This window comes from Borborobacter arsenicus, from assembly GCF_003934165.1.
GTDB lineage: Bacteria > Pseudomonadota > Alphaproteobacteria > Rhizobiales > Rhizobiaceae > Pseudaminobacter > Pseudaminobacter arsenicus.
In genome coordinates, this window is record NZ_RKST01000001.1 from 151,376 (window position 1) to 171,594 (window position 20,219).

Annotated in this window: 18 protein-coding genes, 1 tRNA gene and 1 pseudogene; 3 read left to right on the forward strand and 17 right to left on the reverse strand. The window is 62.4% G+C overall.

Features of this window, described 5'->3' with window-relative positions:
* The first annotated feature begins 74 nt into the window (after window positions 1-74).
* Window positions 75-149: transfer RNA gene (locus EET67_RS08380), tRNA-Glu, on the forward strand.
* 510 nt (window positions 150-659) lie between these two features.
* Here the strand turns inward: EET67_RS08380 and EET67_RS08385 are convergent.
* Window positions 660-1,796: pseudogene (locus EET67_RS08385) on the reverse strand (recombinase family protein); the annotation flags it as partial.
* A gap of 96 nt (window positions 1,797-1,892) precedes the next feature.
* Window positions 1,893-2,219, reverse strand: a complete 327-nt coding sequence (locus tag EET67_RS26065; protein ID WP_245450786.1) for a hypothetical protein — start codon at window positions 2,217-2,219, stop codon at window positions 1,893-1,895.
* A 404-nt stretch (window positions 2,220-2,623) separates the two neighbouring features.
* On the opposite strand from EET67_RS26065, the gene EET67_RS08395 reads away from it, so the two are divergent.
* Window positions 2,624-3,307: a DNA methyltransferase gene (locus EET67_RS08395; RefSeq protein WP_245450788.1), complete on the forward strand. Its 684-nt coding sequence runs from the start codon at window positions 2,624-2,626 to the stop codon at window positions 3,305-3,307.
* 85 nt (window positions 3,308-3,392) lie between these two features.
* Here EET67_RS08395 and EET67_RS08400 read toward each other — a convergent pair whose 3' ends face one another.
* The 6 genes from EET67_RS08400 to EET67_RS08425 all read right to left on the reverse strand — a co-directional run bounded on the left by EET67_RS08400 (window position 3,393) and on the right by EET67_RS08425 (window position 7,129).
* Window positions 3,393-3,905 carry a hypothetical protein gene (locus EET67_RS08400; RefSeq protein ID WP_128625709.1) on the reverse strand — a complete coding sequence of 171 codons (513 nt, stop codon included), beginning with the start codon at window positions 3,903-3,905 and terminating at the stop codon, window positions 3,393-3,395.
* 117 nt (window positions 3,906-4,022) lie between these two features.
* Window positions 4,023-4,487, reverse strand: a complete 465-nt coding sequence (locus EET67_RS08405; RefSeq protein WP_128625710.1) for a hypothetical protein — start codon at window positions 4,485-4,487, stop codon at window positions 4,023-4,025.
* Window positions 4,488-4,753: 266 nt separating this feature from the next.
* On the reverse strand, window positions 4,754-5,089 hold the full coding sequence (locus EET67_RS08410) for a hypothetical protein (RefSeq protein ID WP_128625711.1): 336 nt from the start codon (window positions 5,087-5,089) through the stop codon (window positions 4,754-4,756).
* Between the two features lie 128 nt (window positions 5,090-5,217).
* Complete coding sequence (locus EET67_RS08415) at window positions 5,218-5,715, reverse strand: hypothetical protein (protein ID WP_128625712.1); 498 nt, start codon at window positions 5,713-5,715, stop codon at window positions 5,218-5,220.
* A gap of 58 nt (window positions 5,716-5,773) precedes the next feature.
* On the reverse strand, window positions 5,774-6,484 hold the full coding sequence (locus EET67_RS08420; RefSeq protein WP_128625713.1) for a hypothetical protein: 711 nt from the start codon (window positions 6,482-6,484) through the stop codon (window positions 5,774-5,776).
* A 3-nt stretch (window positions 6,485-6,487) separates the two neighbouring features.
* On the reverse strand, window positions 6,488-7,129 hold the full coding sequence (locus tag EET67_RS08425) for a hypothetical protein (protein ID WP_128625714.1): 642 nt from the start codon (window positions 7,127-7,129) through the stop codon (window positions 6,488-6,490).
* A 279-nt stretch (window positions 7,130-7,408) separates the two neighbouring features.
* Between EET67_RS08425 and EET67_RS08430 the strand changes: the two genes are divergently transcribed.
* The gene (locus EET67_RS08430) at window positions 7,409-7,807 is read left to right on the forward strand and encodes a helix-turn-helix domain-containing protein (protein ID WP_165899829.1); all 399 of its coding nucleotides are present in this window, start codon (window positions 7,409-7,411) and stop codon (window positions 7,805-7,807) included.
* A 22-nt stretch (window positions 7,808-7,829) separates the two neighbouring features.
* On the opposite strand, the gene mobF is transcribed toward EET67_RS08430, so the two are convergent.
* The 9 genes from mobF to EET67_RS08470 all read right to left on the reverse strand — a co-directional run bounded on the left by mobF (window position 7,830) and on the right by EET67_RS08470 (window position 20,213).
* Window positions 7,830-10,577 carry a MobF family relaxase gene (gene mobF / locus EET67_RS08435; RefSeq protein WP_245450790.1) on the reverse strand — a complete coding sequence of 916 codons (2,748 nt, stop codon included), beginning with the start codon at window positions 10,575-10,577 and terminating at the stop codon, window positions 7,830-7,832.
* An 18-nt stretch (window positions 10,578-10,595) separates the two neighbouring features.
* Complete coding sequence (locus tag EET67_RS08440) at window positions 10,596-12,377, reverse strand: helicase HerA-like domain-containing protein (protein WP_165899830.1); 1,782 nt, start codon at window positions 12,375-12,377, stop codon at window positions 10,596-10,598.
* A complete protein-coding gene (locus tag EET67_RS25605) occupies window positions 12,374-13,009 on the reverse strand; it encodes a hypothetical protein (RefSeq protein WP_165899831.1) in 636 nt (211 codons plus the stop codon). The genes EET67_RS08440 and EET67_RS25605 overlap by 4 nt, the downstream gene beginning before the upstream one ends.
* Entirely contained in the window at window positions 12,999-13,856 is an 858-nt protein-coding gene (locus tag EET67_RS08445; RefSeq protein WP_128625717.1) for a hypothetical protein, read from the reverse strand. The genes EET67_RS25605 and EET67_RS08445 overlap by 11 nt, the downstream gene beginning before the upstream one ends.
* Before the next feature lie 194 nt (window positions 13,857-14,050).
* Window positions 14,051-15,046: a DNA cytosine methyltransferase gene (locus tag EET67_RS08450; protein WP_128625718.1), complete on the reverse strand. Its 996-nt coding sequence runs from the start codon at window positions 15,044-15,046 to the stop codon at window positions 14,051-14,053.
* A gap of 120 nt (window positions 15,047-15,166) precedes the next feature.
* Window positions 15,167-16,714, reverse strand: a complete 1,548-nt coding sequence (locus EET67_RS08455) for a hypothetical protein (RefSeq protein ID WP_128625719.1) — start codon at window positions 16,712-16,714, stop codon at window positions 15,167-15,169.
* A 14-nt stretch (window positions 16,715-16,728) separates the two neighbouring features.
* Entirely contained in the window at window positions 16,729-17,169 is a 441-nt protein-coding gene (locus EET67_RS08460; RefSeq protein WP_128625720.1) for a hypothetical protein, read from the reverse strand.
* 421 nt (window positions 17,170-17,590) lie between these two features.
* Window positions 17,591-18,766, reverse strand: a complete 1,176-nt coding sequence (locus EET67_RS08465) for an acetyl-CoA C-acetyltransferase (protein WP_128625721.1) — start codon at window positions 18,764-18,766, stop codon at window positions 17,591-17,593.
* Window positions 18,767-18,791: 25 nt separating this feature from the next.
* Window positions 18,792-20,213, reverse strand: a complete 1,422-nt coding sequence (locus EET67_RS08470) for an aldehyde dehydrogenase family protein (protein WP_128625722.1) — start codon at window positions 20,211-20,213, stop codon at window positions 18,792-18,794.
* Between the last annotated feature and the right edge of the window lie 6 nt (window positions 20,214-20,219).

Below are 20,219 nucleotides of genomic sequence, written 5' to 3' on the forward strand. Positions count from 1 at the left end.
TGTGAAAAAGTTTGTGCTGCAGCGCTTTGACGGGTTGCCCCCTACAAACAAGCTGCTATAAGCGCCACCACTACGCGCCCATCGTCTAGCGGTCAGGACAGCGCCCTTTCACGGCGCAGACAGGGGTTCGATTCCCCTTGGGCGTACCACTTCCGTGCAAAACTGCGAACACCGGACCCGGCAAAGCCTTTGCCAGCGACAGCTTGTTCGAGCGTGGTCTTGTCGCCGACGATCCTGATCACATCGTCATCGACTTCGATGCGGTCGATGACTGAACGCAGGTAACCCTTCCGGAACGGGACTTCGCCGGTTGCGATATTTTCCCGCATGGCGCGGCCGAACCGCTCAATGGTTTCCGGCGGTATGTCGGTCGCAGGAGCGGCATTGGCTTTGATGCGGTCCAGCGCCGCCTGCGCCCGTTCCCGATCCAGCTTCAGACTACCGATCCGCTCCTTCAGGATGTCGTCCATTTCAGCGATGCCGTCCTCTACCATCTTGTAAAGGCGCTTCAGCTTGTCCTCGGCGTCCGATACCTCGCGCTGGAGCGTGGCAATGCGCCCGTCGACTTCGGCAGCGCGACCCGCGCGACGCGCAGTCAGCGAGGCGAGCATCTCGGTCAGACGCTCAGCAGTGAAGAGCCGCTTCGACAGATGGTCGACAACCAGCGTATCGAGCTTGTCCATGGGGATCGAACGGCCCTTGCAGGCGGTCTTGCCCTTTCGGTTGCAGGTCGAGCAGCTGTAGTAGCGGTGGACGGTCCCGCTCTTGGACGTGCCGGTTCGCAGCGTCATGCCGCCATTGCAACTTGCGCAGACCGCCAGGCCGGTCAGTAGAATCGGCCCACTGACGACGCGCGGCGGCGTGACGCGCGGATTGCGCGATTTCAGCGTCGCCTGCACCGCATCAAATTCCGTACGCTCGATGATCGCCGGGACTTCGATGGCAATGTGTTCGGATACGGGCTTCTGACGGCCCGTCTTTGACTCCGCGCGGTTGAAAACCCATTCACCGACATAGACGGTGTTGGTCAGGATCTTGTGAAGCGTGCCGACGCCGAAACGAGCGTTGCGCTTCGTCCTGTAGCCCTGCTCGTTCAGCCGCTTGACGATCTCCTTCATGCCGATCGGGCCGGACTTGCCATCGCCGTGAAGATAAAGCCTGAAGATCCGCTTGATGATTTCAGCTTCGACCAAATCGATGGCTAGCCGCTTCTTGATTCTGACACCCCGCTTCTCCACCTCCTCTGCCCGGTAGCCGAGCGGCACGGGCGCGCCATTCCAGAAACCCTGACGAGCATTTTCCTTCATGGCGCGCAGCACGTGTTTTGCGATCTCTCGGCTCTGATACTCATCGAAGAGCGCGATCACCTGCCGCATCATGATCTGGGCCGGATCATCGCCCAGTTCCTGGGTGATGGAGATCAGCCGCACCCCCACCTTGGTGAGCTTGCGGATATACATTTCCAGACCGAAGGAATCACGGAAGAAGCGGCTGTAGCTGTGGACGAGGATCACGTCGAAAGGCTTGTCCCCGTCGGCCGCGCGCTCGATCATCTTCTGGAACTCCGGCCGGTTATCATCCGTCGCGGACGCGCCCGGCTCAACGAACTCGCAAACAAGAGACCACCCCCGTGCGGCGCAGAAGGCGGCAATCTGCTTCCTCTGGTCAGGGATGGACAAATCGCTTTCCGCCTGCCTTCCGGTCGAGACGCGCAGATAGGCGCAGACGCGAAGCGCGCCGGTGGCCAGAGGTTCGGTAATGCCGAAATCGATTCGAGTGGTCGCATTCATTGCCATTCATTCCTTGCTGTTCAAGGGAAACCATAGCATCGCTGGAGGGGGACCGGAGCCCGCCATCTGCAAGTGCGGGCGCCGATGTCGAGCGGATGCTCATCATGCAGCTGGTCGGAAACTCAGGAGTTCGTTCAGCAGGTCGCCGAAATATGTCTCGATCACCTCAAGCTCAGCCTGGATAACCGGCAGCGGCTCCGGCAGGTCGTCGACAACAGCCCAATGATGCTCGTTGCGACGTCGAGCGTGTTGGGCTGCCGAACGGCGGGCGCGGCCCCACAGCCGTTCTGCCCCTGCGGATGGAGCTGTGGCGTCGGTAGGGTCTGCCGAGGCGTCCCCGGCTATCCTGATTTCTGCTGCGCCGGCTACCGCGCGTGACTTCGACGTGCCGCGGCGACTATCGCCAGCGGCCGGTACTCGTTTTGACATGACGGAGGTCCGCCCGCACCAGCCGACGACCTACGACAGCGGGGTCGGTCGCCGACCGGTGCGGACATTTTCCTCACCTTCCCCGAGCGGCCCGCTCGCCCGATCGCAAGGGGCGCGATGGGAAAGCGGACATCAAAATGCTGACGCCGATTTCCACCCGGCGCAAGCGTCGATTTGCAATCAGCCGAAGCAGGGATTCCTTTTGCCTGGACGCTGCTGTGCCGTTCGCTTGTGAGGTGCTTCTCTCCGTCTTCGGTTTCGCCCCTTGGCCTCTTCGTCGGTTTTGCCTGACGCGCCGTCCCGTCAACGGGCGAGCCGTTCCCCTTGCGGTGACAGGGCGGCTTTCGCGTCCGGCCATTTTCCTGCGCGTCCCACGGGACGAACGAGAAACAGGAGAAAAGAAAATGACCATCACCAGCAATCAAAGCATGCAGCAGCCGATCGACACCGTCATCCATGGCGACTGCATCGACGTCATGAGCCGGATGGAATCCGGGTCGGTCGACATGATCCTGACCGACCCGCCCTACATCACCCACTATCGCTCGCGGGATGGCCAGACGGTGCGGAACGACGACAACGACCGCTGGCTCGCGCCGGCCTTTGCCGAGGCCCATCGCGTCCTCCAGCCGGGCGGGTTCTGCATCAGCTTCTACGGCTGGAACCAGGCCGACAAGTTCCTCGGCGCCTGGCGCGCCGCAGGGTTCCGCCCGGTCGGCCACATCATCTTCCGCAAGCGATACGCCTCAGCCGGTTGTTTCCTGCGCTATCATCACGAACAGGCCTATCTCTTGGCGAAGGGCCGCGTGGAGCTTCCGGCTATTCCGATCCCGGACGTGATCGACTGGCGCTACGAGGGAAACCGACTCCACCCGACCCAGAAGCCGGTATCGGTCCTGACGCCGCTGATCGAAGCCTTCAGCAAACCCGGCGAGATCGTCCTCGATCCATTCTGCGGGTCCGGCTCCACGCTGGTGGCTGCACAGGAGCTCGACCGCCGCTTCATCGGCATCGAACTGGACGTTGCCCATCACGCCACCGCAACCCGCCGCGTCTCGGGCGCCACGAACAGGATTCTGGCCGCGTGAGCGGCCACTTTCTCCCGAGCATCGTGCAGGGGACCGGCCGTGCCGCTTCCCTCTCAGCATCGGCTGGCGCACTACAGGCGCGTGTTCAGGTATCGGCCTGCAGCGCGTTCTCGAAGGGCTGCTTGTAGACGCGCTCAAAGACCTTCCTGCAGTCGGCATTCTCGTCGAAAACGGCATCATCGCCGACGATCCGTCCCGTAACGGCCCACCACGCCCCCGGATCGATGGCGGCGATATTGAATTCGAGCTGAGGAAACTGTCGGCCAAGCTCACGATAAACCGGCTCAGGGAAGGCGGATGCCGTGATGAACTCAAAATGCAGATATCGGGGCCGGCGAACGATAATCGCAGTGTCGAGTGCATCCCGTTTCGTTCCCCAGTGGCGCCTGTATAGCGTGTCCCGGTCGCCAGCGCCGGCCGCAGCATCGAGGACCGTGGCGTCGATCGGGATCACCGCTTCGAAGTCGAGCTCAAGCTCATCCGCGTTGTTATCCTCATCGTCGTGACATCGCTCGACGTGGAAGCATTTTGAGATGAACCGGCCGATCTCGTTCTCCGGTCCCCTCACGACTACAGTGTTGGCCACCCAGTTGGGCATGTCTTCAGTTCCTTCCCTTTCGCAGGCTGATGCGGCCTCTGCGATCGCGCGACTGGTATGACCCCGCACGATGGCCGCATATGACCGGCCTGCGCGACGCGATCACCTGAAAGCGTATCATCCCATCAGCACGGGACCTCCCGCATCAATTCGGTCCCGCATGCCGCTTTCGACAAAAAGGCAGTTCGCCATATGATCAGCCATGAATTCGGTCCCTTCCCTGAGTGCTCCATTCAGAATCTGTGCCCACGCCATGGCCGAGTGGCGACAGACGGCTTGCCTGTAGGCCGTCCATGCAACCGTCGTGAAGCGTCCGACTCCGTCAGGGGATGACAGGCACTCGTGGAGAACGACGTAGGCTATGTGGAACATCGAAGGCAGCAGCCACCATTTTGCGAGGTCGCGATCTTCGAGTTCTGCTGCGGATACGACGAACTCATTGTAGACGATGGCGGGGCCTTCCAGGCCCGTCGAAGCCCTGATCGCAATTGCCTCGTCATCATTGGCCTGGATGAAAGCCATGAATTCCCAGCCGTGCAGGAAGTAGGGTCGCGGGACGGGGTTGCTCGTCGGGCGGGCCAATATCATGTCAGCCTCCATGGCGCGGAGATGGAGGCTGCAGTGACAGTACGAAGTCGGGCGAAATGGAACGGCCAGCCGACACACGGCCACCGTGTGAGCCGGTGCCCGTGGGAAGTTGACATATTTGGCAACGCATTCATGCAAACCTCGGATTCTTGTGGATCGAAACGCTCGGGCCAGCAGGCGAGACCTGCGGCCAACAGGGCGGAAACATCTGCCATGCGGCGTCGAGGTTTCTTACGGGTCGAGCGACGCCGCCGGGAGCGTCAGCCGGCGCGCTCCAGTCCCGGCGCTTTCGCCATGCCCTCGCCATCGCCGAAGACGTGCCGCATGGCGATAGCTTCTTCGGCGCAGGACACTGAGATTGCTCCTTGAATGAGGCGGCGCGGCCTGCCGCTTGCGACGATGTCCTCCAGGATAGCCCGGCCCTTCACGAGGATCCGGTGCTCTCCGTCGCCTTCCAGGACGACTCCCAGAAAGACGTCGCAGACTTCGATGTGGCGCTTCAGCGCAGCCGTCTGTTCTTTGGCGGTCGGCAATGTCGAAATGCGTAGTGACGTGGTGGCGGCCAGCCTGATGATGTCTGAGCTTTTTGCATTCATCGGTATTTCCTCTCGATTGTGTGGACCAGGATTCCGGCATCGCAAATTCGCAGCCGGCTGCATGGCCATTGCGGCGATGTTCTCAATCCTGGCGGCGAGCAGTCACCCGCCACCAGGATCGCTGCGCGTCAGGCGTAGGTCTGCCAGATGAACTCGCCCCGTTCTTCGAAGAACGCTGTCGTATCCTTCGAGTAGTCGCCGATGGGGAGCCGGTAGATCGAGAACCGCGTCCGCTTGGGCGGGTGGAGACGGACGACGTTGTCGGGCAGGCTTTCGATCTCAGCGGCCTTGTCCCTCTCGCGGTATTCTGCGAGCCGCGCGGAAAAATAGGCCCCGGCTTCCTCGGGCGTAATATCGCCCCCGAAATGCTCCATCATGGAGACGTAGCGTCCGCCGTTTTCGTCGTCGGCCATGACGAGGCAGCCATGGTCGCAGCCATAGTCGCGCAACGCCTCCTTGTAGTCACGCCACGGATCGCTTCCATAGCGGGCGCACAGGTCGGCAAGCGTGGTCCTGACGGAAATCTCGCCTGCGACAAGATCGCGGTAGATGTCGTCAATCTTGGACAGACGGAACGCCTTCCTTCTGATGCGGTTGTTGGCGGCAGGCACTGTGGTGTCGATCATGATGAACTCCTGACTGATCGGTAGAAAACTGAAGGTGGCTGGGCAAAGGGCGGTACGGTCACGGCGGCGCCTCCTCCTCATGCGTCTCATCGAAACGGGATGTTCCGGCGCAGCCATCGTAGATATCGGCCATGCTCATACGCTCCAGGCGCACCTCGTCTCCGAGAACATGGCCCTGGATACCGATGCCCAGATCCGGATTGGCCGCTGTGATGTCGAAGCAGAGCGTCGGATAGATCAGGCCAAGCCTGCGAAACGCCGGTTCCGGAAAGCACCATGGCGTCTCGAACCCGAATTCCAGCAGCTCCGGCGTCTGCGCAACGATGAAGGTGGATGTCGGGCTCCATTTGACGCCCCAGTTCGCCAGGCGCCAGACATGGCCGTCGTGGTAGCCCGTCTGCTGAAATGCTGCGACGCGCTTCCGTGCAGCCGAAACGGCCGCCGGCGTCCGCTCATTGAGATGGGCGAGAAGCTCCTGCCGCGAACGGATGCCGGCAGCCTTCACCCAGTCGAACTCCCGCACGCGGTCAAACGTGAGCGACCAAGGATCTGCCGTCTGGTCGAGGTCGGCGCCCAGTGCGAGGAGAGCGAGGTCCGACTCGGAATCGCCCTCGATATCGCGCAGGACATCGGGCATCGGAACAATCGAACCGAGATCGAACTCGACCCTGCCGGTGCGCTTGTTGCATGCGAAGTGCGACTGACGGAAAGTCCCGAGATCCTTTTCCGGTCCGGTGACGAAGATATGGTTGTCGATGAAATCGGGCATGGCTCAGGCAGCCTCCCGTTCAGTTTCGGCGATCTGCGCAAGGCGGATCGCGATCGCCTTGCGGACGAGCGCCTGACGCCGTTTCGGGCGAGCATCCGGAGCGTTGCGCCATTTGCGGGTGCGCAGGTCGATGGTACGCGGGAGCTTGAAATAGGCGATCTGGTAATCGTGGCCGCTCTGTGAGTACTGATGCAGCGTGGTCGAGGGTGCTTCACAGTCAGTGCTGATGTCGACCATATGGCCGTCCGGCGCGCCGATCAGGAAGGCCGCACAGTGAGGTGAGTGGTTCCAAGGTCGTTTCGTCTGCCCGAAACTGGGATCGAGGAGGATGTCACCAAGCTGAACCGCAAGGTGAGCGGGCCACTTGCCCTTGATCCTGGGTGAGGCGGGGTCGCCAATGGTAAGGATGTGGGGAAAGTCGCCGGTCAGCCGCCTGACATCGAGTCCGCTCCTGACCGCCACGGCGTCGGGGCGGCCGGACCGGTGGAGGATGTCGCGCAGAGAGAAGGCGGAGAAAATGCAGCGGTAGAGCGGCCACTCGTCCTCGCTATGCAACTGTGGTTCCGCCCGAATAGCGCTCCCGAATGCCTCCATCGCGGCAAGCCCGTCATTGAGATCGACAAGCTGCCCTTGCTGACAGCTCATCGATGTTCATGAATGCAGTAGACGTGTACTTTTCCGTCGTCGGACGTTTCTCGATGGTGGGCAAGAGTGCGGGGAGAACAGGCAAAGAAGCGTGGAACTGCCGTTCCAGCGCTTTCGTCATAGCCAGATTGTTGTTCGCCCAAATTCTCATTGCGCCCTTCCTTTCGATTGTCTAAATATAGCTTTAGATAATCTGAATAGCAGAGTCAATGTGTTTTTTCAATTATCTGAATGTATTGTTCGATAATCGAAATTACAACGCAGCCAAAGGAGACGCGCGTGGAAGAGGACGTAGGACATTTCATCAAGGAATGGCGGATGGAGGCTGAGCTGTCGCAGGGCGAGTTGGCCAAGCTGGCCGGCATGTCGCCCGCTGCCTTGAGCATGCTTGAAGCTGGCAAGGCCAGCTACTCGAAGCGGACGCTGGTGCCTATTGCGAAGGCGCTAGAGGTAACGCCAGGAATGTTGCTCGACAAGCATCCGCGACAAGTCGAATCCGAACGGGGATCAGAATTCGCCGAGAGCATCCTGATGCTGCTCGAAAAGATCGAACCCGAGGATCGGGAACTGGCCTATGAGCTGCTCAAGTCAGTCGCCAGGCACAAGCCGAAAATCAAAAAGCCTGGTTTGGCAGGCTTGAACGAGCATCCGGTCTATGGGCTGAAGCGCAACGACTGATGACGGGCGAACGTGCGAATGTTCAGCTACCGTGCTCCAGCACGACGCCCGATCGTACGAATGCAGTGTCAAGGTGCGGCCGTCTTTCAACGGCCGAATGCGCACGGTTTGGCAGAAACGTGTCGAAGGTGGAGGCCTTGGCCTGGGCTCTCGAAAGCCTCTCCGCCAGCCACTTCCGTCGCTCTTCTTCCGAAGAGTCGAGCGGATCGTCCTGTCGGTCGAGGGGGCGGTCGGCGGCGAGCCGCATATCGATGGCCGATCGGTCCATGATCAGCGTTGTGGCGTCCCGCGCTCTGCTGGACGCCACGTGGATGGCATGGCGGTCGAATGCCGGATCGAGAAGGACGACGGCGCGATCGACGGTCATCCCCTGAGAGCCGTAGACCGTCGTGGCGTAGGCCCAGCCCAGACGCGCCCGTCCCTTCTCGTCGGCCAGATCGTCGGGGGTGAAGCAGATGCGCCGGCCTTCGACGGTCGCCTCGATAGTCAAGGCTGTTCGCCCACCAGCTTCATGTTCGGCGTCGGTGATTTTCGTGACGGTGCCGGTCGTGCCGTTCACGACGCCGAGTCTGTCACTGCGCGCGAGGAACCGGATGCGGTCGCCGGCCGCCAGATCGATCTGCGTTTCGTGACCTGACGGCGTTGCCGTACGAATGGCTGCATCCGGGCCCGAGATCTGGCCGGCCTCTCTCAGATCGTTGCGTATGGCGCGCGAGATGATGGCGACCTGGGCGTTGGTTCGGGCAATGATCAGGAACTGGTCCTGCGCTGCCGCTGCCATATGTTCCCGCCGCAGGGCCACGATGCGATCGAGGGCTGCCGCGTTCGTCTCCGTCTGAATCAGCTGCCCGCGATCGGCAAAGGCTGCCAGCGCGCTTTCGGCGTCGCCGCGGCCGAACGCCATGACGGCCTCCCGCGCCCATTCCTCGCGCTGACGGACAATGGTGTCGATGCGGTTCGCATTGATGGCGCGCGTAACCAGATCGAGACCCGGACCGGCGCCGATCGCCTGAAGCTGCCGCCGATCGCCGACAAGGATCAGCTTGGCATCCGTGCGATGGACCTCTGTCAGAAGAGCATGCATTTCGCGGGAGGACAGAAGTCCCGCTTCGTCGACGACGAGAACGCTGCTGCGATCGAGGAACGGCCTGCCCTGCTTGAGGCGTTCCATCCAGGAGGCCGTTGCGCGCGACTCTATGCCGAGTTCGTCGCGCAGCGCATTTGCGACCCGCCAGGCAGTCGCTGCGCCGACCACTCGCAGACCGGTAGCGGAATGGGCGGCGACAATGGGAGCGAGCATCGTGGTCTTGCCGGAGCCCGGCGCGCCCTCCACGATGACAATCGCCGAAGACCCGGTCGCGGCCAGGGCAGCCTCCTTCTGTTCTGCATTGAGCGTCAGACGATTGCTTTCGTCGAACAACGCTGACTGATCTGCAGGATGCCATGCCCGCGTTGCAAGATCGGCAGCAAGGCGGACGATCTCTCGCTCGATCGCGATCATTTCTGGCGTGGAATAGCGCGGCAGGCCGAGCGCATCCTTGCCGAGCTCCACGACAGCGCCATCGGCAAGCAATCGCTCCACTTCGGCATCGGCACGTTCGGCGGCAAGCCCGGTGCCGACAAGTGAGGCAGCGACTGACCCCAACAGCTCACGCCGGTCGATGACGCTCTCATGCTCGGTCAGATCTCGCGGCAGTGCAGCCATCTTCTCCTGAAGCAGGAGTTCGGCCTGCTCCGACGTAAGCGTGTTTCCATGGACGAACAGGCCTTGCGTAAACTGCTGCCCATCGAGGCCGATACCGACGGCAACCTCCCGCCAGGTCTCTTCCCGGGCCGAAGCTGAGCCTCCATTCTTGGCGTTGCGGGTTGCTCTGGTCACTGCGGCGGCGAGCGCTGCAGCCTCTGCGCTCGTCGTGCCGGCCAATCCCAGTTCCGCCTCGATCTCGTTGCGCCGGGCAGAGAAGTAGCGGATTGCGTCATCACCGACGCCGCGGAGCTCGAAGATACCGTTGCGGCCGATCCGATCGATGCCAAAACCGATCGCCTGGAGTTCTGCGGCAAGCGCTGCGTGGTAGGTTGCGCCGGCCGCCATTTTCCAGTCACGCAGGATCTTGGAATGGAGCGCCCCGACACTGCCATCGGTGCGTGTCGCCATGTTGAGGACGACGCAATGGGTATGCAGATTGGGATCGGCAAAGATTCGCTCGTCGGCATGGGCCGCCGGCCTGCTTTCGCCGTGCTGGAAGCATGCGGCAGACAGCGCAACATGTTCGATAATGGCGCCGTTCCTGCCACGGCGGGCGAACGCCGCCTCACGCTCCAGCAGGCCGAGCGTGACGCGAGCGGCCTTTGCCTGCGCGTCCTCGATCAGCGCCCGTGTTGCGGGATCGGCAAAAGCCCAGGCGAGCGAGACCGAGCGTGGCGCCGACAGCGTAACATCGAAAGCAGGCGTTCTGTCGAGGCGCCTGCCGGCCTTTGAGAGCAGGGAACTGCCATTCTCGTCATGCCCGAGGAACAGCCGTTCGAACTCATCGCGGTCGACCGACGCGCCATCCGCAAGGCCGAAGTCCTCTGCCGGCGCATACCAGATGCCGGCTGGTTCCTGTCCGCCGAGATAGTAATCCGACTGCCGCAGATAATAGCCCGATGCCGCCGCCGGGTTCCAGGTCGCCACCATCGCCGCCTCCACCATTGCTCCGGAGCCAGTGTGGCGGCCGATGGCGTGGCCGCTGCCGTAACGACCTTGCAGATCAGCGGCGCGAACGGTCACCGTGGCAGCGGATTGGCCTCAGCCGCGCGCTGATGTTGACGCAGGCTGACGGGACCTGGCGATCGTCGAGGGCCGCCGGTCGCGCCACAACCCGACCGGCCATTCCAGAAGGCACACATCACCATGCCCAAGAACGAGCGCGCGCACGATCGGCCTCCCGTCGCTGGCGCTGCCAAGCCCGAGCCCATCGGACAGGAACGCCGGCTCTACGACCGCAACCTCGTCCGTCTGGCGTTCGCTCCGGATTGCGCCACTGCCGTCACGCGCGCCCCGCTCCCAATATTCGACCGTTCGCTTGCCGGTCCAGTGCTCGGAGATCTCCGACGCCGTCTTGCCCGAAGAGGTTCTGCCGACGATCTTCGTGATCAGGTTGTCCAGGAGATGCTGGCAGCCCTCGGCTCCATAAATCTCCCGCAGTTGGGCGGGGCTCTGGACCGTAACGACGAGACGGATGCCGGCGGAACGGCCGATCGCCGCCAGTCGCGGAACCGCCGGCGTCTTGCCGATCTGCGGCAGTTCATCGAGCATCAGCCAGACCGGCGCCGGAGCGGCTTGCGCCGTGCGATCTGCCGCTGCGTCCGCCACGAATTTGAGACCAAGTCTGGCAATGGTCGCAGAAAGTTCGGGATAACGCTGCGACTGGCGCAGGATGAGGACCTGCGGCGCGTTTCCGGCCGAGACCCATTGCCGGAACGATATCCCCGGCCCCCTCGATGAACCCATTCTCGCACAGGCTGAAACCACTGGCAGCGCGTTGGCGATCAGGACGAGATAGAACGACATCGCCTGCTTGCGGGTCTCGTCCTGGCTGGTGTCGAGGAAGATGGCGGTCGCCGGATCGCGCTCCAGAACCGCGCCATAGAGCACCTCGATCGGGCTCATGAGCAGCCGCTCCAGTTCAGCCCAGGACCAGTTCCGGGCCGAGGGGCCATATTCGTCCTGCAGATAGCCGACCAGGCAGGCAAGCACCCGCCGCGCGCCCGCGCTCCATGACGGGTCGCTGGTTTCCGGGATGAGTTCGATCGCCAGTTCCTCGGCATCTTCCCGGCTCACGACGTCGAGCCCCAGATCCCAGCGCCGGCTGCGCGCATCGTCCAGCGACAGCAGTGCCGCATTGCGGGTCGGCAGCCGGGCAGTGACATCGCCTTTCACGTCGAGCGCGAGCATGCGGTCGCCGCGCCCGATCACGCCGTGCATCATCGACTGCAGGATGGTCGTCTTGCCGGCGCCGGTGCCGCCGGCAATCAGAAAATGTTCCGTTTCCAGCTGGCGCGGCATCGGGATTCCCTTCGCTAACTCGATGCCCTGTTCGGCCACGCCATAGCGGCGATGCCAGGCTGCCAGAAGCGCCGATCTTGCCGCCCGCCCGTCGAGCAGGCGCGGTCCCTTGATATGCCGCACCGATGGTTGCGCCAGCGTCCGGTGAAGGACCAGCCTGTGCGCGGTCATTCCGGCCACCATCGCCGCAAGGATGATTGCCGCCGTCCGGATGGCAAGTGAGACATGCAGATCAAGGAACCGCAGCGTGTCCAATACCGTCCAGGGCAGCGTCAGAACGCCGTCGATCCGCGAGTACAGGTCCGACCGGAAGACGGCTTCATCAAAGAGCGTTCTGAGCATCAGGAACAGGAAAGCAGGATCGGCAGTGCGAGCCTCATCGGCAGCCGGCAGCCATGCCACAGGCGGTATCACGACGAAGTGAATCGCGATGCCAAGCAGGAAGATGACGGCAAACGTGACAATGGACGCGAGCGCCGCAGGCAGCTGCGGTTTGCGCGGTGTGAGAGGATGGAGATTCATTGCGGGGCTCCCGACAGATTGAGCCGGCCGCGCCAGATGACGATCCGGCTGCTTCGCGGCAACGCGGTCTCCAGCGAGACAGAAAGATGACGATTGGCGCCGATCACCTGATCGACCGGAATCCCGGTGAGCGATGCGACCCGATGGAGCGACAGGGTTGCGCCGCCGCTGATGTAGACGCAGCCGTCGACATGGACGTCGAGACGCGGGCATTCCGGCCAGCGCGAGGTTTCGCGCGGGCGGATGCCGGGATCGAGGAAGGCGGAAACCAAAACCGGCCGCGCGAGGTCCGTCACCAGGCCGATGGCAATGATCGAAAGCACCATCACCAGCGCCGAGTGGATCGGGCGCACCTTCGCGGCGGATCCAGCTTTGCCGCTGACCTGCGCTTGCGACCTTGAGCTCGCAGCAACAGGCCGGCGCGCAACTCCGGCGAGGCCTTCGCGCATCGCTGCCAGTCGCGCCAGCCCATGTGGTCCGAGGATGGCGAGCGAGCTGGCCGGCAGCGCAATCACCTTGTCCATCGGCATGCGGGCCAGCCGGTGAAGAAGTTCTTCCCGACCTGCCTCACCTTCCCTCCTGGCGGTCTCCAGCCTCCTCTCGAACTCTGTGGCAACCGTGTTATTCTGCATCGGAGCCATCACGATCGAGACCGATCAGATCACCGAGCGCCTCCTGCGCCGCCGAGAGAAAGAAGGCGACATCGCCGCGCAGCACCTTGGCCGCAGGGCGGCTGCGCCCGGTCCAGCGCTGGATTTCGGGAATCTCGGCGGCTACCACGTCGACAAAGCGCTTTCCCGCCGCCTCGAACGGAGCCCATGAACCGGGCGCGATGGCCGGAAGCCTGGCGCTGGCGAGCGTCCCCGCCAGTGGCTGCAGCTCGGCGCTCCAGATGCGATCAGCCGGCGAGCCGGGATAAAACCGGAAACTCCCGTCGCGCTCGTTGAGAACCAGCGTACGGCGCACGGACGGCAGCACGCGTGCTATCGCAGTACTCGTGCGAACCGCGCCCCGCATCGCTTCGGGCTCGGCGGTCGCCGGCACCAGCCAGACGGCGCTCAACCCCGCTTCTGCAAGATCGGCATCGAGATCGACCAGACCACAATATTCCTCCACCGCCGTCTGCTGCGGCCCGCCGATATCGACGATGGTCGGAACGCGATCGCCGATCGTCCGCTCGATCGCGGCATAGAGCGGATCGAAGGCGGCGACGATCGCGCCCGGATCGCGGCGCACGTCGTCCATGCTGGCGAGCGACAGCGTCGTCACGCGGTCGGGATAAAGCGCTGGCAGCCGCTCCTGCTCGTCAATCTGGACGATACGCGGGGCAGTGCCGGCGACATCCAGCAGATCGGCGGCAAGCGCGGTGACAAAACTCTTGCCGATGCCGCCCTTGTCGGAGCCGACGAAGATCAGGGATGGTGGACTTGCCGGAATGGCTGCCGTTTCCGCCAAACGGCTGGTTCTGGTTCTGGACATGGAAAAAACTCCTCGTGTTGATTGCATGCCCATTGAGCCGCAGCATTCGCCGCCGACTGCCGTAACGACATCGAGTTCTGGTAGATGCCGGCGCGCCTGCCGCCGGATCGGGCCGGGGAAACTCCCGCGCCCCGAACGCAGAAGGCCGGCGCTGCTCGCGCCGGCCTTGTGATTGCGGACAGGACGGTTTGCCGTCAGGCGGCTGCCGCCACCTCTCCGGTCCTCGCCTTCTGGATTGCCGTCAGGATTGCGGCTGCAACCGGAACCGGCCAGGCGTTGCCGACGAGCTGGCAGATGCGCGGATAGCTCAGCGCCTTGCCCTTGAACGTGATCCCGTCGAGCCAGTCGTCCGGAAACCCCTGCGCCCTCAGCGCCTCCAGCGGCGTCGGGCGGCGTACGATGAGGCCGGATTCAGGATCGACCTGCACCACGAGGAAGTGAAGATCGGCGCCCGTCATGCCCGGTTTGCAAAGCCCGGAGCCGCTCGCAACCAGCGTGCCTAGCCGCGGCGGATAGAGGACAGAAGACCTTCCAGCAGGATCGGCGACAGCTTCTTGCCGTTCCGGCTCGCCGACTCCAGAACCCGCAGCGCCTGCTGCGGCTTGAGCCAGTACCGCTTCAGGTGAGATGCCGGCGCTTCCGCGATGCGCGAGAATCCACAACCGCTTTCGCCGCTGCGGGACGAAGTCGGCGGCGTCGATAACCCGGTCTGCAACGACATAGCCTCCGGCCCGCAGACGGCGATGGAGAGTACGCCAGGCCTTGCCGTCTTCCGAACTTCTGTAGCCTTCGACGTTCTCGACGAGGACCCATTCCGGATGGACTTGCTCGACGATGTCGCAGAACGGGCGCGTGAGGTCCCGGACGTCGTCCGTCCCCTTGCGCTTGCCGGCGATGGAGTGAGGCTGGCACGGAAGGCCTGCGGTGAGGATGTCGATCTTGCCATGGAAGGCGCTCCAGTTGATGTCGGGGTTGGTGATGTCGCCGAGATTCGGCACCATCGGAAACTTCTGTGCGAGAAGCGCCGAGGCGAGCGGATTGATCTCGGCCACCGCGACCATCTCGCAAGGGATGCCGGCTAGCTGAAACGCCGCCTTGTCGCCCGCCATTCCCGTGCAGAAACTCAATCCCCGAAGCGGCGGCGGACCGCCGGCCATCGCTGCCGGTGTTGTGTTGCCTGTAAACGTCACTGCCGAACTCCTGTGGTTGAACACAGGATCAGCGTGACCGGAGCCGCAGCCGAAACCGCCGTAACGACATCAGAATGTAAGAATGGGGGATCGACGAGGTCGTCGTTCCGCTCAGGAATTCTAGGGAATCAGCACCTGGGCTGCGGCCACGATCTTCCGGATCGCCGGCTCGTTGTCGGCAAGCCCTTCGGCCTTCACCTGCGGCATGCGCGGCAAGGCGATCCGGGCACCGGTCGCACGCGACTCCGATAGAGCGTCTCTTTCATACTCACCCCGCTGCCGCTTGTGTGTGAGCTCGCGCCGCCAGAGCTGGACAGCGCCGATCGTGCGCCGCAGCTCGTCCAGTTCCTGTCGGGCTTCGGGGTCGGTACGAGAATTCGGCTCGAGTTCGAACAGTGCCCTGCGGTCAAGAATACCGAGCACGATGTCGAGCTTGTGGATTGCCGAACGCAGCGAGGCCAGCACTGCGACGTGCTCACCGTTGACAGAGATGTTCGCAACGTTTGCGACGTCGACGCTTTCCAGGCCTTCGTCGGTCACTTGACTGCGCGTCCGGGAACCGCGCTTCGCTGCATTCTTTCCGGCCGGCCCCGATTGATCACCACCATTGAAGAACGCGATGATCGCCCGGCCGATTTCAACGACGGCATCACGCTGCCGGGGACCCATCTCCTTGCCTGCATCTGGCCAGACGACCTCAAGAACGCCGTCGATCAGTTTCCATCCGGCATGCGCCTCGTGCCAGCGTCTGGCATCGCGCCGAGCCGAACGCGCATCGTTCTTCAGCCGATATTGGCAGTCGATCTGCTCCGCCAGAACCCTCGCAAACCCTGCAAACGCGTCCGGAAAGCAGCGGGCGAACAGCCTCAGAACCGGACGTCGTTCGCTCGGAGGGAGGGAACCCAGGAACTCCACGAAGATAAGACGCACAAGGGCGTGTGACAGGCCTCCGGCTACACCTGCGTCCTCGAAGCATGGACGAGCGATCTCCTCGATGAAACTGGCCTGCCCATGGAGATCAAGCCCGGCAAAGTGCGTGTCGAGCGCCGAGGACACGGATGTATCCCCGAGGCTGCCCACTGCTACGAGGCGGCCGGCGATCAATCCGATCCGCCGTCTTTTGCGCGCCTGCGTGCCGAAGCCTTCCAGAACGATGGTCGCAAGACCTGTAACGAAACCGGCCAGTTCCCCGATCGACGCATCAGGCGGAATCTGGTCGGCGATCGTTTCGGCACGACGCCGGTAAACCAGGCCGGTCGACGCCACCTCATCGTCGCCCAGCCGGGAAAGAGTCTTGAACGCGGCCCCAAGGAGAGCGTCGTCATCCGGCAGAACGCGCCGATGTTGCTCGCCACCGCCAATCGACAGTTCCACGCCCGCGCCGGGCATCTTGCCGAAGAATACACCGAGCACGAACTCGTCCATAATCGTCAACTTGCCGTCGATTCTGGAGCCGGACGCCAACTCCAGCAGTTCTCGCTTGAGAGAGCCGGCCGTGCGGGACTGTTCGTCGAGCTTCCGGTCGTGCAGGAAGTCAACCATGGCCACAGCCAGTTCATCGACGACGTCTCCGGGGAACAACTCGAGAATGTTGAGCCACGGCGCGATCTGGTCACGAAGCTCTGGCAGATAGTCCACCCGAAGCGGCTCAGATCCAGCCGCCTTCATGCCGCGACCTGACATCAGGATTGACTACGCAGCGCAGATGCCCGCCGAATCCGCTCGGCGACATCCGTCAAAGCAGCATGATCGGCGCTGCTTGACTGCCGTGCTGCGGGGCGCGGCGAAGGGGTTTCCGGTGCCCCTGCATGACGTACCGGACGATGTCCTTCCATCGCAGGCATCTTCCCTTCGCCGGCAGATGCTGGTGACGATGCGCGTTCCGCGCGCGACACCATGGCGCGCAGGACACCGTCGGTGAGAGGCTGCCCCGAGCCGGAGCGTACGCCGGCGGCCGCGAACAAGGCAGCGATCTGGCTCCAGTTCGCGCCCGAGGAGCGCAAATCCCGGAACAACGGAAGGAACTCGCGGATGACAGGCTGCAACGGACGCCGCCCGAGCGGCCCTTCCAGTGCAACCGCGAACTTGCCAGCTTCCTTCAGCGCTGTCTTTTTCGTGATCATGCAATGAGGCTGTCACGTCGGCCAGACGACCGCAACAGCCCGAAACACTCCGCAACGAATCCTAGCTTACCGAAGCGTTACGCTTCGTCGCAATCCGTCGCTTTTTGTTTCATTCACACCTGTGCATCTCACTGATGCCTACCAGACAGAGTTTTTTTCTTCGTTTGACTGGACGGTCGGTTGCGGTCATCCCTCCGACCTCTTCACGTGGCTCGATACCAGCCGGGCTTAGTGGCAAGTCCGCTGGCCCGGCTCCAATAACAGCGTCACACGAAAGGTGCCCGCACAGGTTTGGGTTCTCCGCATCGTTGGACAAAAGCGCTTGACTTGAACACGCCGAATAGAAGTTGTGTTCTACACGAAATGCCGGGTCCCGATTCCCCTGTCATTGTCACCCCGATCGCTATCGTGCCGATACACTTCAGCAACGTTCCAGACAAATCGCGACGCCCTGACCGCCACCGATGCATAAGGTCGCCAGTCCGCGCTTAGCTGTTCGGCGCATCATTTCATGGATCAACGTCACGACGATACGGCAACCCGATCCGGCCAACGGATGTCCGAGCGCAATTGCACCGCCGCTGGGGTTGACTTTGTGCGGATCGACACCGAGGGCTCTAATGACCGCAATGGATTGCGCGGCGAACGCTTCATTGATCTCGAACAGATCGACGTCGCCAACGCTCCAGCCTGCGTTTTTCAGAGCCAACTCCGAGGCGTGAATCGGTCCAAGTCCCATATCTATCGGGTCGAGCGCAACGGAAGCGTAGGAGGCAACCCGTGCAGCAGGCTCAAGCTTGAGTTCTTTAAGTTTCGCCTCGTTCGCGACCAAAACAGCGGCTGCGCCGTCGTTCAGCCCGGATGAGTTTCCGGCGGTGATCGTGCCGGTTTTCGAAAAAACGGGCTTCATCCCGGCGAGCTTCTCAACCGTCACGCCGGGGCGAGGATGCTCATCCTCAGAGACAATTCTTTCGCCCTTGCGGTCGCTGATGATAATCGGGACGATCTCGTCCTTGAAGCGACCGGCCGCCAGGGCCTTGGCGGTCTTGGCCTGTGACTGTGCGGCGAACTCGTCCTGTTCTTGACGGGTGATCTGGAACCGTTGGGCGATTTGCTCGACAGTTTCCCCCATATGGATATCGTTGAAAACGTCCCACAGGCCGTCAACGATCATCGTGTCCGCCATGCGGGGCGCATCAGTTTGGCCATTGCGGGTGTTGTAGATGACTTGTGGCGCTTCAGTCATGGAATCCTGCCCGCCAGCAACGATCAGACCGGCATCCCCGCATTTGATGGCCTGCGCCGCAAGGTGGATCGATCGCTGCCCCGCCCCGCAGACTTGGTTGAGCGTGATGGCGGGAATTGTCGTCGGCAACCCCGCATAGATTGCGGACTGACGCGCCGGATTTTGCCCAGCCCCTCCCGTCAGAACCTGTCCCATCATCACGTCATCAATGGAGCCGGGATCAATGTTGAGTTCCCTGACAATCGCTTCGATGACGGCTGCGCCTAGACGGGTCGCGGACACACCGGTTAGAGCGCCGCTCAGTTTCCCGATGGGCGTGCGTTTCGCGGCGGCAATGAAGACTTCAGTCATGACCTGATCATACCCTTCTGCATTCCTACAGATAGCCAGCGGTGGATTTTATTTCGAGGTAGTCGTGTAGCCCCCATTCGCCATGTTCACGCCCGTTGCCCGATTGCTTGTAGCCGCCGAAGGGTGCCTCGGCCTGCCAGTCGGCCCCATTTATCCAGATGGATCCCACCCGAAGACGGCGGGCAATCTTGCGCGCGCGCTCCAGGTCGGGACACTGAACGTAACCGGAGAGGCCGTAGACCGTGTCATTGGCAATCCGGATCGCGTCGTCCTCATCTTCATACCCGATCAGGGCGATGACGGGCCCAAAGATTTCCTCACGAGCGATCACCATGTCATTCGTGACATCGGCAAAGACCGTTGGCTGAACGTAGTAACCCACGTCGAGGCCGGCGGGCCGGCCGACACCCCCCGTCACCAACGTCGCCCCCTCATCAATGCCCGCCTGAATCAGCTTGTTGATGCGATCGAATTGCAACTTATTCACGACCGGGCCAAGCGCCACATTCGTCAGCGGATCGCCCACCGAATGGGCTTCAGCGGCCTCCCTCGCCCATCTCTTGGCGTCTTCCATGGCGGCGGCGGGGATTAACAACCGCGCGGGTGCTCGACATGCTTGGCCACAGTTCACGAAGCAGGCATCCACCCCATCGCGCACCGCTTTCTCGATATCGGCATCATGGGTAACGATATTGGCGGACTTGCCGCCCAGTTCCTGCGCAACCCGCTTTACAGTGTCAGCCGCGGCCTTGGCCACCGCCACACCCGCCCGGGTCGAACCCGTTACCGAAACCATGGCGACATCCGGATGACGCGACAGAGCCTCACCGACCACCTCGCCAGCTCCCGTAATGTGATTGTAGACACCCGGCGGAAAGCCTGCCTCATGAACCAATTCCGCGAAACGGATTGAAGATAAGGGAGAATATTCTGATGGCTTTGCCACCATGGTGCAGCCTGCCGCGAGCGCAGGGGCGACCTTTACGACCAACTGGTTCATAGGCCAGTTCCACGGCGTGATCAGTGCGCATACGCCGATCGGCTCTTTCGAAATCATCGTTGTGCCGCGCAGTTCTTCGAACGTCTCGTTTTTCAGAGCGGCGATGGCATTTTCCAGATGCGCCACACCGACCCAAGCCTGGGCCGCCTTGGAGAAGGCGAGGGTCGTGCCCATTTCACGGGTCATCAACTCGGCGATTTCGTCATAGTTTTCATTATAAAGGGCCAACAATCGCTCAAGCAGCACCAGCCGCTCTTGCTTGCTGGTCATTGACCAGTCATCGAAGGCGGCGGCGGCCGCTGCGACCGCTGCGTTCACATCGTCGATATTAGCCATGGGAATGGTCGCGGTGTGGGTCTCATCCGCTGGGTTGATCAGCTCGAACGTCTCAGTCGATCGGGGCGCGATCCATCCACCATCGATATAGAATCTTCCGACATTTTTCATTTTAGT